13 protein-coding genes are annotated in these 13,931 nt (G+C 49.3%); all 13 read left to right on the top strand.

Annotated elements, in window-relative coordinates; genetic code table 11:
• Positions 1–6: 6 nt before the first annotated feature.
• The gene (locus DP091_RS01795) at positions 7–786 is read left to right on the top strand and encodes a class I SAM-dependent methyltransferase (RefSeq protein ID WP_113056804.1); all 780 of its coding nucleotides are present in this window, start codon (positions 7–9) and stop codon (positions 784–786) included.
• Complete coding sequence (miaA, locus tag DP091_RS01790) at positions 776–1,723, top strand: tRNA (adenosine(37)-N6)-dimethylallyltransferase MiaA (RefSeq protein ID WP_113056803.1); 948 nt, start codon at positions 776–778, stop codon at positions 1,721–1,723. The genes DP091_RS01795 and miaA overlap by 11 nt, the downstream gene beginning before the upstream one ends.
• 53 nt (positions 1,724–1,776) lie before the next feature.
• On the top strand, positions 1,777–2,016 hold the full coding sequence (hfq, locus tag DP091_RS01785; protein ID WP_071218242.1) for an RNA chaperone Hfq: 240 nt from the start codon (positions 1,777–1,779) through the stop codon (positions 2,014–2,016).
• A 187-nt stretch (positions 2,017–2,203) separates the two neighbouring features.
• On the top strand, positions 2,204–4,903 hold the full coding sequence (locus DP091_RS01780) for a transglycosylase domain-containing protein (protein WP_113056802.1): 2,700 nt from the start codon (positions 2,204–2,206) through the stop codon (positions 4,901–4,903).
• 100 nt (positions 4,904–5,003) lie between these two features.
• Positions 5,004–5,561: a ribonuclease FAU-1 family protein gene (locus DP091_RS01775; RefSeq protein ID WP_071218240.1), complete on the top strand. Its 558-nt coding sequence runs from the start codon at positions 5,004–5,006 to the stop codon at positions 5,559–5,561.
• A complete protein-coding gene (locus tag DP091_RS01770; protein WP_113056801.1) occupies positions 5,561–6,214 on the top strand; it encodes a YdcF family protein in 654 nt (217 codons plus the stop codon). The genes DP091_RS01775 and DP091_RS01770 overlap by 1 nt, the downstream gene beginning before the upstream one ends.
• Positions 6,215–6,296: 82 nt before the next feature.
• Positions 6,297–7,280: an AAA family ATPase gene (locus tag DP091_RS01765; protein ID WP_113056800.1), complete on the top strand. Its 984-nt coding sequence runs from the start codon at positions 6,297–6,299 to the stop codon at positions 7,278–7,280.
• A 121-nt stretch (positions 7,281–7,401) separates the two neighbouring features.
• The gene (gene hflX / locus DP091_RS01760; RefSeq protein WP_113056799.1) at positions 7,402–8,694 is read left to right on the top strand and encodes a GTPase HflX; all 1,293 of its coding nucleotides are present in this window, start codon (positions 7,402–7,404) and stop codon (positions 8,692–8,694) included.
• Between the two features lie 144 nt (positions 8,695–8,838).
• A complete protein-coding gene (locus DP091_RS01755) occupies positions 8,839–10,092 on the top strand; it encodes a methionine gamma-lyase family protein (RefSeq protein ID WP_113056798.1) in 1,254 nt (417 codons plus the stop codon).
• Between the two features lie 82 nt (positions 10,093–10,174).
• Positions 10,175–10,585, top strand: a complete 411-nt coding sequence (locus DP091_RS01750; RefSeq protein ID WP_006209652.1) for a MerR family transcriptional regulator — start codon at positions 10,175–10,177, stop codon at positions 10,583–10,585.
• A gap of 49 nt (positions 10,586–10,634) precedes the next feature.
• Entirely contained in the window at positions 10,635–11,963 is a 1,329-nt protein-coding gene (gene glnA / locus DP091_RS01745; RefSeq protein ID WP_113056797.1) for a type I glutamate--ammonia ligase, read from the top strand.
• Between the two features lie 591 nt (positions 11,964–12,554).
• The gene (locus tag DP091_RS01735; protein ID WP_113056796.1) at positions 12,555–13,091 is read left to right on the top strand and encodes an RNA polymerase sigma factor; all 537 of its coding nucleotides are present in this window, start codon (positions 12,555–12,557) and stop codon (positions 13,089–13,091) included.
• Positions 13,084–13,872 (top strand): hypothetical protein, encoded by a 789-nt coding sequence (locus DP091_RS01730; RefSeq protein ID WP_113056795.1) that lies wholly within the window; start codon positions 13,084–13,086, stop codon positions 13,870–13,872. Before DP091_RS01735 ends, DP091_RS01730 begins: the two co-directional genes overlap by 8 nt.
• Positions 13,873–13,931: the final 59 nt, after the last annotated feature.

The following is a 13,931-nucleotide window of genomic DNA, read 5'->3' as shown; positions in this document are numbered from 1 at the left end:
ACCTTCATGATTATAACAACTGGAGAAGCGGAAGCGCCGGACATTGTGGAGCGCGCGATAAGTTTAGCCCGGGAAACCGGCTGCCGTTATGTCCAGCGCGGCGGTCATTCATTGCGAAAATTAGCACGCAGGTTCGGAGATGACGACGTGTTGGTCGTACTGAACGGACATGTACGTCTAAGCGGACCGGACGGCTCGGTCATGGAATTTCATCCGAGCATGGGGTTTGTCCGATTGAAACGCGTACTGAGCGGAAAATCCGATCCCATGCTGGAGGCTTCCGGAATGGAGGAAGGGGATTCCGTACTGGATTGTACGGCTGGGCTTGGAGCCGACTCCCTGGTATTTTCGGGCAAGGGCGGCGCGAACAGTCGGATCACTGCTCTGGAAAGCTCACTTCCCTTGTATGCGCTGCTAAAAGAAGGGCTTCGGACCTATGAAAGCCATCTGGAGGCCAGTGATCAGGCGATGAGGCGCATCGAGGTCAGGCACAGCCATCACCTGGATTATTTGAAGTCGCTGCCGGACCGGAGCGTAGACATTGTTTATTTTGATCCAATGTTCCGAGAACCGATCGTCGAATCGGCTTCCATCCATCCTCTGAGACATTATGCAAACGGGGAGCCGTTGGAAATGGAAAGTGTAAGAGAAGCGGTTAGGGTCGCGCGCAAAACCGTTGTCATGAAGGAAGCGCGATCCAGCGGAGAGTTCGAGCGGCTTGGCTTTACATTGCCTGAACGGGGAAAATCGAAAATAACGTACGGAGTGATTTCCATTGACAGATGAGACCAAACCGAAACTGCTCGTTCTTATAGGACCGACGGCTGTAGGTAAAACCAAAATGAGCATCGAAATTGCGAAGGAATTCGGATGCGAGATTATCTCCGGCGATTCGATGCAGGTATACCGGGGAATGGATATCGGAACAGCCAAAATTTCGGCCGAAGAAATGGAAGGCGTCCCTCACCATCTCATTGACATCCACGAGCCCGATCACCCCTATTCGGTAGCCGAATTTCAAGAGCAGAGCCAAAAGCTCATTACGGAGATCACGCAGCGGGGAAAACTTCCGTTCATTGTTGGCGGAACCGGCCTTTACGTGGAGTCGGTGTGCTACGGCTATCAGTTTAGCGAGACCGGAGCGGATGAAGTTTTCAGGGAGGAGCAGTTCCGCTATGCCAATGAACACGGAGCCGAGGCTCTTCATCAAAAATTGGCTGAGGTTGATCCTGAAACGGCAGAGCGGCTTCACCCTAATGACCTACGCCGGGTCGTTCGTGCTTTGGAAGTATATCATATGACCGGCGTCCCACTTTCGGCCCAGCTGGCGCCTCAAACCAAGCAATCTCCCTATGACTTATGCTTGGTCGGTTTGACAATGGACAGGCAAATGCTATATAACCGTATTGAAGAGCGAATTGATCTTATGCTGAGCCAGGGACTTGTTGATGAGGTAGCGGCGCTCATGGACAAAGGGTTCGCTCCGGGACTTGTGTCCATGCAAGGGTTGGGTTACAAGGAGATCGTTTCTTACCTTAGCGGAGAATTCAGCTACGAGGAGGCCGTCGTGCTGCTCAAGCGCGATACACGCCGGTTCGCTAAGCGGCAGCTATCTTGGTTTCGCCACATGAAGGACATCGAGTGGGTAGACGTCACCGACTCGGGAAATTTTTCTGCAAACTATCAAAAAATCCGTGCTATAATAGCAGGAAAGTTTCACTGAAATCTTGAATATATTTTCAAAACAATCTAATTGAACCATTGGGGGTACGGCTAATGAACAAGTCCATTAACATCCAAGACACGTTCTTGAACCAACTGCGCAAAGAGAACATTCCGGCCACGGTATACCTTACAAACGGCTTTCAGATCCGTGGAACGATCAAAGCTTTTGACAATTTTACTATCGTGATTGACAGCGACGGCCGTCAGCAAATGGTGTACAAGCATGCTATCTCCACGTTCATGCCGCAGCGTAATGTGTCCCTGATGCAGGATAACAGCAGCGATCAATAGATTTTAGAATGGTTTTATAAAGAGCAGAATCATACCGTCAACTGATTAATTTGAAACTTTTTGGTTTATAATTCGTTTAGCTTATAAGGAGTGCAGAGAGCAACCTGAGAAGGTTGTTCTTTTCTTTCCGAGGCATGATTTAAAAGTCAGAAGGCTTGATCCCGCAAGGGAGTAAGGAGGGGGACAGATGGCTGGAAAAGATAATCAGATGTCGCGGTTGAACAAAAACAAAGACAACTCGAAGACATCCAAAACCACGAAACCGAATGCGAAGAAGAAAAAGGGCAAGGGAAAGCGAATAGCATGGGCGTTGTTTTTCACGGCCGTCATTGCGATCTTCTGTGCGCTTGCAGGTTATTTGTTCATCCTGATCAGCGGTGAAAAGCTGCTGGAACAGAATCAGGATAAATTGACCGCTTACGGTACTTCCAAGGTATATGACCGCAACGGAACGCTGATGGGCGAACTATCCCTCCAGAAGAGCGATCCAGTGAAGTACGAGGATATTCCGGAGAAATTGATACAAGCATTCATTGCAACTGAAGATAAACGGTTCATGGAGCACAACGGCGTAGATATGTGGTCGATCGGCCGCGCAGCGGTAAAGGATATTATGGCACGTTCCATGGTCGAAGGCGGAAGTACGATCACGCAGCAGCTGGCGAAGAATATATTCCTGACCAGGGACAAAACATTCTTCCGTAAGGCGACGGAAATGTCGATCGCGCTGGCGCTTGAGCGTCAGCACAGCAAACAGCAAATTATTGAGATGTATTTAAACCGGATTAACTTCGGGGGACCTTATTACGGCATTAAAGCCGCATCCGAGCGTTATTTCGGCAAGTCGAATTTGAAAGATTTGGATTTATGGGAAATGGCGACACTTGCGGCGATGCCAAAAGGGCCGTCCCGCTATAATCCGCTGAAGAATCCCGACCTTTCCAAAGAGCGTCGCGCTGTCGTACTGACCCTGATGGAACAGCAGGGGTATATCACGGCCGAAGAGGCAGCGGAAGCCAAGAAAGTGGACTATGCTTATACACCGCCTGAAAGACAGCAGAAATATACAGCGTTTATCGATTATGTCATGGAAGAAGCCGAAGAGAAGTGGGGCCTTACCGAGGACGACGTTAACATCGGCGGTTATCAGATTTACACCACGATGGACGTGAATGCCCAGACGGCAATGGAAGAAGAGTTCAAGAATCCGGAAAACTTTGAAGAAAGTCCGGACGACGTGCCGGTTGAAGGTTCTATGGTCATCATAAATCAGGAAACCGGCGGTATCGTAGCCATGTCCGGTGGACGGGAATATACGCGCGGCGGGTTCAGCCGGGCTACCGACAGCCGTCGTCAGCCGGGATCCGCCTTGAAGCCGATTGTATCGTATGCACCGGCGCTTGAATCCGGGAAGTTTACGAAGGACTCTAGATTGAGTAATAAAAAGCAATGTTTTGGCGCCAATTACTGCCCGAATAACCTGCACGGATATTCGGAGACGATTGGAATGCCGGAAGCGATTCAGCGTTCCGAGAACATTCCGGCCGTATGGCTGTTGAACCAAATCGGCGTAAAAGCCGGATTCGAGTTTGCTCAGAGTCTCGGCATCAAGATGACCGAAGGCGATGCGAACTTATCCTTGGCCCTCGGAGGAATGGATACAGGTACGAACACATTCGAGATGGCACAAGCTTTCAGCGCCTTTGCCAATGGCGGAGAATTTAAAGAGGCTTTTGCGATCAAACAGATTAAAGATAACAAAGGCAAGGTTGTGTTTGAGAATAAAGGCAGCAAAGGGAAGCGCGTAATGAGCGCTTCGACGGCTTCGCAAATGACAGACATGATGAAGCGCGTCGTAGAGGACGGAACGGGTAGAAATGCTCGAATCAGCCGTCCGGTAGCTGGTAAGACCGGAACCACGCAGAGCGGCTATAAGGGCGTCAGCTCAAACCGTGACGTATGGTTTGTCGGATATACGCCGGAGTTAACGGCAGCTGTATGGATGGGTTATGACAACCCTGACCGGCAGCATCTGCTGAAACGAAGCAGTTCGATCTCGGCTTCCCTATGGGGCAAAGTAATGGAGAAGGCAGTTCAGGGATATGAAGCGAAGAGCTTCCCGAGTACCGAGCCGGTACAGCCGCCGCCAGCAGAAGAAACGACATTAACTGCAGTCAGCGGTTTGACGGGCTCCTATAATGGGGAGACTCAGACTGTATCACTGAGCTGGAATCCGGTTCAGGGCAACATTCAATACCACGTGTACCGTAAGGAAACTTCGGAATCGGAATATACCCGTATTCTCGATTCCTTGGGAGGAACCGCTATAGAGGATTTAAGTGCGATGGAAGGATTGACTTACGAATATTACGTGACAGCCTTCGATCCATCAACCGGCGATGAGTCGGAACCATCGAACATTTTGCAAATCGTGGCTGTTTCCGAGGAATTGCCGCCTGAGGATCTGGAACCCGATCCGGGGGACAACCAGGAACCGCCTCCGCTTGATGAAGGTGACAACGGAGCAGGCAATGAGTTCCCTCCTGGACATGAGAATGGTAACGGCGACGGGAGCGGGAACGGAAATGGCAACGGTAACGGCGGGCCAGGTAATGGGAATGGTGAAGGCCCAGGCAATGGCAACGGAAATGGTAACGGCAACGGTAACGGAACGAATCCTCCTGACAATGGAAACGGAGCCGGTAATGGCCAAGATGGTCAAATTCCTGGCGATGGATCGGATGGTTCAGGAGAGGGATCTAACAATGGCGACACCAGCACCGGAGAAACCGACACCGACTCGGGCAATATTCCTACGGTACCGGGAACCATTGTGGAGCCGTCGGATCCGGTTGACGGATCTGACGAGTCTCAAGACAGCCCATAATGAATTTGAAAGCCTCCGCATGATTTGCGGAGGCTTCTTTGTTTTGAGTGTGAAACCCAAATGTGGTAAGCTGGGAATACGAATGGGGAGGAAAAGTTCCATGAAACGTAAATTCGGAGATCGGGCGAATTGGCGCCGTATCACCCGCCGGCACTTCACTTCCCGGTATGTGGAATGTGAGCAATTTACAGGGTATCTCACGTTATATACCATATATGGCCTGAAAGAACCGTTGTGGAAGACGTATGGCCGTCATACTTACCGAATCGCGGACAAAGGTTATTCATGGCTGCAGTATTATCCGAAGGACAGCCATTTCATCGTGACAGCCATGTTTGATGACAAACGAAATATTGTTCAATGGTACATCGATATTTGCAAGAAACAAGGGGTAACGGATCAAGGTGTCCCTTGGTTTGATGATCTGTATTTGGACGTTGTTGTCGTCAAGAATGGTGAAGTGTTCTTGCTGGATGAAGATGAGCTTGAAGATGCCTTAGGGCGGAATGACATTACCCGGGATGATTACAGGCTTGCCAAGGTGACGGCGCGGAATCTGCTTCGTGCCATCGACGCGCATGAATTCCCTTACTTTATGATGTCTCTGAAGCATCGCGACCAATTATTTCATAACGGAGAGTTCAGGAGGAAGAAATAATGCGTCAGGAAATACATAAGCGTCTGCCACAAGCAGGCACTAAGAAGAGAGCATGGTATCGGAGAGGGATGATTACCCTGCTCTCTCTCGTTGTTCTTGGAGTGCTATGGTCAGGTTATGCATATTGGAAGATCGAAAGCGCAATCAGCAGTCCGTCGGAGAAGGCGGATGTCGGCATCATCTTGGGCGCTTCCATGTGGGGAGATCAGCCAAGTCCTGGGCTTCGCGAACGGCTTGAGCATGCACTGGTTGAATACCATGCAGGCCGTTTTGATACCTTCATCGTTTCAGGCGGCCTTGATAAGCCCGGGTATCCATTTACCGAAGCCGAAGGGATGAGAAATTTCTTGATCGAAGCGGGCGTACCCGAGGAACAAATCTTCCTGGAGAACGAAGCTACGAGCACTTACGAGAATTTACTCTTCAGTCAAGAGATAATGGAGGAGCATGGGTGGAAGACCGCCATTATAATAACCCATGACTATCACGGGACGAGGGCGATGGAGGTTGCGACTACCCTTGGTTATGATCGTCCTTCTATATCGCTCACGGAATCTACCGTTTTGCCAATGGCCAAGCACAAGTCTAGGGAAGTGCTGGCTTATACGAAATGGACGGCCGATCGGCTGTTGATCGCCATGGGTGTCCTATGAGGACGAAACTTCTAATAAGCAGGCTGTAAATAGAATACATTGGAATAGATAGTCAGCCCTTTGGATAAAGAGGTGAGGAGCAATGAACGGGCGTGTAACGGCCGCTAACGGCCGATCTGAAGGACGGCCATCCAGGCAGATTAATGTCGTGCTCCGCAGCGCGGAACCTCCACTCATCAGCAGTGCGGTTCCGGAACGCGAACCGGCCCCTTCGCCAAACCCTGTTTCCCAGCACAGTCTATTCCAGGAAATTCAGAAAGAGCTGGATCAACTGGTAGGTCTTGAACAAATCAAAGACCTGGTATTTGAAATCTATGCTTTGCTTCAAGTGGCCCAGATGCGTTCGGAAGCAGGCTTATTAAGCGGCGGTCATGTGTACCATATGATTTTTAAAGGAAATCCCGGAACAGGGAAAACAACAGTCGCCCGTATCGTAGCAAAGCTGTTTCAGAAGATGGGCGTGCTTAATAAGGGTCATCTGGTCGAAGTAGAACGGGCGGATCTCGTAGGTGAATATATCGGTCACACGGCGCAAAAGACCAGAGAGCTGGTTAAAAAAGCGCTTGGAGGAATTCTGTTCATCGACGAGGCTTACAGTTTGGCGCGCGGCGGCGAGAAGGATTTCGGCAAGGAAGCGATCGATACGCTGGTCAAGGCGATGGAGGATCATAAAAACCAGTTCATTCTTATTCTGGCAGGCTACAGCGGTGAGATTGATTTTTTTATGGATTCCAATCCCGGCCTGTATTCCCGTTTTCCGATCCAGATGGACTTCCCGGATTACAATCTGGATCAATTGATACAGATTTCGGAGCTGATGGCGAAGGAGAGGGATTATATCTTGATGCCGCAGTCGCTGAGCAAGCTCAAGGAGCACCTTCAGATGGAGAAGGATCACGGACTGCATGCCTTTAGTAATGCGCGTTATGTACGGAATGTCATCGAGAAATCGATAAGGAATCAATCGGTTCGGCTGCTGAATCAGTACGTAACCGGTAATCCCGGCAAGCTGGAGCTTATGACCCTGCGGCCGGAGGACTTTAAGTTAAACGGAAAAATACAATGATTTTAAGCTTGTCTTCGAACATAATGAAGGGGTAGCGCTGCTTTCTTTGGATCATAATGTTTATTGCGGGCAGCAGCGGTTAGTTAAATTAGGAGACGTAATGTTAGAAGGAGTTGGCTATATGACAAATATAACGCATGATACCCGGACAGAGATCGAAGATAAAGCCGTTTTGGTCAGTTTGGTGACGGATGCGGTTAAACGCTCGGGAATAAACCCGGAACACTCGCTGCAGGAGTTGGTTCAGCTTGCTGAAACCGCTGGAGTGGAGGTGCTGGATGTCATTACGCAGAATCGCGAAGTTCCGGATTCCAAGTGGTTTATCGGCAAGGGAAAGGTCGAAGAGCTGCGCATGGCAATTGATGGCTTGGGCGCAACAACGGCTATATTTGATCAGGAATTGTCCGGTGCGCAAGTTCGGAACCTGGAAGAATCGCTCGATGTAAAAATTATCGACCGGACTCAATTGATACTGGATATTTTCGCTCAGCGGGCGAAGACCCGTGAGGGGATTATCCAGGTGGAGTTAGCGCAGCTTACTTATTTGCTTCCGCGATTGTCGGGACATGGCAAGAATCTGTCCAGGCTCGGAGCAGGGATCGGGACACGTGGTCCGGGGGAGAGCAAGCTCGAAACCGACCGCAGGCATATTCGGGACAGAATCAGCGACCTGAAGCGGCAGCTGGATGAAGTCACCCGCCACCGGACGCTCCATCGGGAGCGCCGGAAGAAGAGCGGAGCCGTGCAGGTTGCTCTGGTCGGTTATACCAATGCCGGCAAGTCGACATTGTTGAACCGGTTAACGGCAGCAGACGTATATATCGAAGATCAATTGTTCGCTACGCTGGATCCCACTTCGCGCGTGCTGGAGCTGCCGAGCGGCAAAGAAGTCGTCCTTACGGATACCGTAGGATTTATACAGAACCTTCCTCATGATCTGGTAGCGGCGTTCCGTGCGACGCTGGAAGAAGCCAACGAAGCCGATTTGATTCTTCACGTGGTAGATGCTTCTTCGCCTATGCGGGACGAACAGATGGCTGTTGTTCAATCTATCCTTCAGGATCTAGGGGCGGCGGATAAACCGCAGATCGTTCTGTTTAACAAAAAGGATGCTTGTGAGCCGGGCCAGCTGGAAATGCTGCCGACGGGGGATGGGCAATTAAAGATCAGCGCGTATGAGGATCAGGATTTGGAAACGGTACGCGAAGCGATTCAGGGCCAACTGTCCGGAGGGAACGTGACGTTCCGGATTCCGGCTGACCGCGGGGATCTGAATTCGGTTGTATACCGTGTCGGAGACGTGCTGGAGCAGTCTTTTGATGAGAATGATATCCTCTATGAGGTTCGGATCAATAAAGCGGATTATGAGAAAATGGGTTATTTGCTTCATGATTACGTTCAGAATGGATCTTAGGCATAGGTAGGAAATGCAATATAAGCCCCTCTACAGGGGCTTATATTGCGTGTACAGGGCGCTCGACGTTGATGAGTTCTATGCAGCAAAAATATATGTTAAGATGTGAGACATCATGTGTATAAGAGGAGAGAACAGTTAGTCATGGCAAGATTTTCGCAAGATATACTTGAATTGAGCAGTGAGATTGAGTCCAAAATCGGTCAGCGTATACGGGAAATTGACGCTATTGTTGATTTTAATCAGTGGAAGGTGATCGATGCTTTCCAGAAGTTTCAGGTGAGTGATTTTCATTTTGCGGCTTCCACCGGGTATGCATACAACGATCGCGGCCGTGAAGTGTTGGATGAAGTCTATGCGGACGTATTTGGAGCCGAATCTGCCCTGGTAAGGCCGCATTTTGCTTCCGGTACCCATACGATCTCAACAGCACTGTTTGGTGTTTTAAGGCCTGGAGATGAGCTGCTGTATATTTCGGGGCGTCCCTATGACACCCTCCATAAAGTGATTGGCGAACCCGGGGACGGCACCGGGTCCCTTCGGGATTTCGGAATCGGTTATCAGGAGGTTGCGCTAACCGAACAAGGGGAGATTGATTGGCAGCGGGTTGAGAATGCCATCACACCTTCAACTAAGGTGATCGGTATCCAGCGTTCCCGTGGGTATGATTGGCGTTCTTCGTTCACGGTATCGCAGATTGGCGACATGGTCAGCCGGATCAGGTCTATACGCCAGGATTTGATCATTTTCGTTGATAATTGTTATGGCGAGTTTACGGAGCGATTGGAGCCGACGGAGGTTGGCGTTGACCTGATGGCAGGTTCGCTTATCAAAAACCCTGGCGGCGGCATTGCTGAAACCGGCGGCTACATATGCGGTAAAGCAGCCTATGTAGATCAGGCGGCCTATCGGCTGACTGCTCCCGGCATCGGACGAGAAGTGGGGGCTATGCTGGGGACGACAAGAGGCATCTATCAGGGATTATTCCTGGCACCATCCACGGTTGGACAAGCGGTCAAGGGCAGCATCTATGCTGCCGCGATGTTTGAGGCGGTGGGATTCACAACCAAGCCGGGGTGGCAGGATGAGCGAACCGATTTGATCCAGGCTGTATCGTTTACCGGAGCGGATCATCTGATCTCTTTTGTTCAAGGGATTCAACGGGCTGCGGCGGTCGATAGTCATGTGGTGCCTGAACCTTGGGATATGCCTGGGTATGAACATCCCGTAATCATGGCGGCAGGGACGTTCATTCAGGGGGGAAGTCTCGAATTATCTGCGGACGCGCCGATCCGATCACCTTATATCGGTTATATGCAAGGCGGCTTAACCTACTCTCATGTTAAATATGGTGTGCTAATGGCCCTCCAAAGCATGAAGGATCGTAAATTGTTGTGAGTTATCCTTACATGCGGTTGACGTGGTTGATCAGGAAATGTACAATAGGATCAGAATAGACCACTTGGAAGGTTGATGAGATATGGGTGATGAGATTCGGAGGAATATGGCGTTATTTCCGATAGGCATTGTTATGAAGCTTACGGATCTATCTGCCAGACAAATTCGCTATTATGAGCAGCATAACTTAATTGTCCCAGCCCGTACGTCGGGCAACCAACGCCTGTTTTCCTTCAATGATGTGGAGCGACTGCTAGAGATTAAGGCTTTGATTGAAAAAGGTGTTAATATCGCCGGCATTAAGCAAGTAATGAACCCTGTCACGAAGGAGTCAGAAGAGGCTACCGTCATTACTCCCGATACCGAGAACAGACGCCGTGAGATGTCTGAGTCCCAGTTGCGACGTTTGCTGAAGCAGGAATTGATTACCGCTAAAAGACCGGGTCAGGTTTCATTGATTCAAGGGGAATTATCCCGGTTTTTTAATAAATAAGGATTGCCATGCTGTAATTCTAGTTTTTATTTAAAAAGGAGAGGATAAAGTGAGTTATACCAGAGAGGACATTCTACGCATTGCCAAAGAAGAAAATGTTCGATTTATCCGCTTGCAATTTACAGATTTGCTTGGAACGATTAAAAACGTTGAAATTCCAGTAAGCCAGCTGCCTAAAGCGCTTGATAATAAAATGATGTTCGATGGTTCATCCATCGAAGGTTATGTACGGATCGAAGAATCCGATATGTACCTGTACCCGGACCTGGATACCTTCATGATTTTCCCTTGGGTATCCGAGGATCGCGTTGCGCGTCTGATCTGTGATGTCTACATGCCTGACGGCACTCAGTTTGCAGGAGATCCGCGCGGCATTCTGAAGAGAGCGCTAAAAGAAGCCGAAGAGATGGGCTACACTTCCATGAATGTCGGGCCGGAGCCTGAATTCTTCCTGTTCAAAACCGATGAAAAAGGCAACCCGACCATGGAGCTCAATGACCAAGGCGGATACTTTGACCTCGCGCCTACGGATCTTGGCGAGAACTGCCGCCGCGATATCGTGCTGACACTGGAAGAGATGGGCTTCGAAATCGAAGCTTCTCACCATGAGGTTGCTCCCGGCCAGCACGAAATCGACTTCAAATATGCAGATGCGATTAAAGCAGCTGACCAGATTCAAACGTTTAAATTGGTAGTGAAGACGATCGCTCGTCAGCATGGACTGATTGCAACATTTATGCCGAAACCACTATTCGGTGTGAACGGCTCCGGTATGCACTGTAACCAATCGCTTTTCAAAGGCGGAGTGAACGCGTTTGTCGACGAGAGCGATGAGCTTGGCTTGAGCGTAACGGCTCGGCACTATATGGCGGGTATTCTTAAGCATGCACGCGCGTTTGCCGCGATCACGAACCCAACGGTTAACTCGTACAAGCGTCTCGTGCCTGGTTACGAAGCACCTTGCTACGTTGCATGGTCTGCAAGTAACCGCAGTCCGATGATTCGTATCCCTGCATCCCGTGGCCTCAGCACGCGCATCGAAGTGCGTAACCCGGATCCGGCGGCTAACCCGTATCTGGCCCTGGCTGTCATGCTGAAAGCAGGCTTGGACGGCGTGAAGCGCGAGCTGTCGCTTCCTGCTCCAATTGACCGTAACATCTACGTGATGACGGAAGAAGAGCGCATTGAGGAAGGCATCCCTAGCTTGCCGGCAAACCTGAAAGAAGCGCTCAACGAGTTGATTCGCAGCGAAGTCATCTCCGATGCACTCGGGGATCATGCGCTGGCTCACTTCTATGAGCTGAAAGAAATCGAATGGGATATGTATCGCACGCAAGTTCATCAATGGGAACGCGATCAGTACATTACCATGTATTAATAGAGGAATCCCTTGCGCCGTAAGGCGTGAGGGATTTTTGTTTTTGGGGGCAGCTGTAGAGGAATGATAGCTATTCTTGTTTCACCCCCGAAATAGTCCCCGTTTAAGAGTGGATAGCTGCTTCAAACAAGGCTTGTGGGATTTAGTAGAAATCATATAAAGTAGTGGGGAAAGATGAATGTAGCGGATGAAACAAAGGGGATCAGTAAATGGCGATTCTAAACGACCATGAAGAAAAAGGGACCCGGGCAGAGTTCACCTTTATATCCCGTATTCCTGGTGAGGATGAAGGATGCCAGATCAATTTTAAGTTTTATCAGGATAACCGAATCATTTATAGGAGCAGGATGTTCAGTTAAAGGCCGACAAGGAATCCGTCCGGAGATTTGGTTCCCAATTTAGAAAGGACTGGGATGAGGCTCCGCTAGTTTAATAATAGTAATCCTTTTGACTTATGGTTACGGGGAATCGTTCATAGAATGCAACTACTATAGAATCGCCCTCTATATAAGGGAGATTCTTTTTTTGTTTTTTTCGGAAGAGGGGAACCTTTGCTCACCTCCATGACTCTAATTAGATGAGGTGAATCGGTTGGAGCTGGAATACTTGAAGCAGATGACGGTGATGGACACACAGACACTGGATAAAATCATGAATCTGTACGGAAATGATATCTGGAATTACGCTTATTTTCTGACCAAACAGCAAGCACTGGCAGACGATATTGCTCAAGAGGTGTTTATAAAAGCTTATTTTGGCATACATACATTTCGCGGCCAGGCGTCGTTAAAAACGTGGCTGCTCACGATCACACGACATACCGCGTTCCGGTACAAACAGGCTTTTTTCATTCGGAAAGTGACCCTTAAGGACAGACTGCACATCGATGCCTCAAGTCGGTCCGCGGAAATGGAATATTTGGACGGGCAGTACACGAATGAAATATGGGCAATGATCATGGCATTACCCAGGAAGTTTAGGGAGGTGCTAATCTTGGACCTTTACTATGAGATGTCAATCAATCAGATTGCGGAGTTCCTTAACCTAGCGGCGGGTACCGTAAAATCCAGACTGTATCGGGCAAGGAAAAAAATGCAGAACCTGTTAAAGGAGAATGGCGATGAATGAGGATAAACCAGACTGGTATTCCCGGGTTTCAAAGGGACCTTTTCCAAATGAAAAATTTACGGCTGAAATGAAAAAAAACGTTCAGATGTCCGTGATGCGTGGCGATGGCAAGGCTAAGCGCCGAAAGTATCTACAAGTTGGCTCTATATGCGGGCTGCTGCTTCTGGTTATGTTACTTGCCATTCAGCTGCCTTTTGGCGGTGAGGAACAACAGAGAGCTGGTGATATATTACCACGTAAGGAGGAGACAATTCGAGCACAAGGCTTTACAGATCAGGGGAGGCTCAGTGTGGTTGCTGTGGAAAAGGAAACAATCAGGACACTAGGGGCTCCTAGCTGCTTCGGCATCGAAACGGACCAATCGTTTACCGGAGACTACATCGTACGGTATAGCTATAAAGAAGTTACGGATGAAGTAACCACGCTGGATGATCTTACTTTCATTCAGCCAAATTCAGCAGCTGTCCATATGGTTCGATTGCCGTTTCAGGATGCGGATGTATTTATACTTGCACCGCAATATCAGGACTGTCATGCCATTCAAATCTACGCATTCGCCGTGGAACATGATACGGGCAAGGCTGTGCAGCTCAGATTTCAAGATGAATTGACGGTGTCCTATACTTCCTATTACAGACCAGGTACTGCGCCCAAGGTGAAAGACGATAAGCTTGTTCTGCAGTCCACGGAAGGGCCGGGTGGGGAAGGTACGCTGAATTATAAACCTATACGGATGTATCGACTGGATCTTAAACAAGGCATTATGGAGCAGACAAACTAACTATGATCAGGTTTCGAGATCAATATAGAAAAAGCAAGAGGTTACCATCCAATTCAGGG

The organism is Paenibacillus sp. MDMC362 (genome assembly GCF_003269305.1).
In the GTDB taxonomy this organism is placed as follows: Bacteria; Bacillota; Bacilli; order Paenibacillales; family Paenibacillaceae; genus Paenibacillus_AQ.
The sequence above is the reverse complement of the archived record's forward strand: the minus strand, read 5'-3'. Positions and strand labels throughout refer to the sequence as shown.